5 tRNA genes are annotated in these 594 nt (G+C 50.5%); all 5 read right to left on the reverse strand.

Annotation, left to right across the window (positions count from 1 at the left end):
- Positions 1 to 48 precede the first annotated feature (48 nt).
- A tRNA-Ser gene (locus tag HMPREF2658_RS13885) sits at positions 49 to 141 on the reverse strand.
- A gap of 38 nt (positions 142 to 179) precedes the next feature.
- Positions 180 to 255: transfer RNA gene (locus HMPREF2658_RS13890), tRNA-Asp, on the reverse strand.
- A 10-nt stretch (positions 256 to 265) separates the two neighbouring features.
- Positions 266 to 355 (reverse strand) — tRNA-Ser (locus tag HMPREF2658_RS13895).
- A 9-nt stretch (positions 356 to 364) separates the two neighbouring features.
- Positions 365 to 438, reverse strand: a tRNA-Ile gene (locus HMPREF2658_RS13900).
- Positions 439 to 466: 28 nt separating this feature from the next.
- Positions 467 to 540, reverse strand: a tRNA-Met gene (locus HMPREF2658_RS13905).
- Positions 541 to 594 lie beyond the last annotated feature (54 nt).

Below are 594 nucleotides of genomic sequence, written 5' to 3' on the forward strand. Positions count from 1 at the left end.
AGCCCGACGAGCTACCGAACTGCTCCATCCCGCGATAATAAAAAATAATGGCGGAGGAAGAGGGATTCGAACCCCCGCGGCCCGTTAAGGCCCTGTCGGTTTTCAAGACCGATCCCTTCAGCCGGACTTGGGTATTCCTCCATTATTATAGGTAAATCGCTATTAATTATAAAATTAAATGGCGGTCTCGACGGGAATCGAACCCGCGATCTCCTGCGTGACAGGCAGGCGTGTTAACCGCTACACTACGAGACCATTAGTAAAACGGAGGAAGAGGGATTCGAACCCCCGCGAGCCGTTAAGCCCCTGTCGGTTTTCAAGACCGATCCCTTCAGCCGGACTTGGGTATTCCTCCAAAATTATATGGACCTTGCAGGACTCGAACCTGCGACCGAACGGTTATGAGCCGTTAGCTCTAACCAACTGAGCTAAAGGTCCTAAATATAATTTTACAACTAATAAATAGTGGCGGTGGAGGGGATCGAACCCCCGACCTCACGGGTATGAACCGTACGCTCTAGCCAGCTGAGCTACACCGCCTTATATAGTTTGTAAATAATATGGTGGAGACTAGCGGGATCGAACCGCTGACCT

This window comes from Staphylococcus sp. HMSC062H10, from assembly GCF_001836945.1.
GTDB lineage: Bacteria > Bacillota > Bacilli > Staphylococcales > Staphylococcaceae > Staphylococcus > Staphylococcus aureus.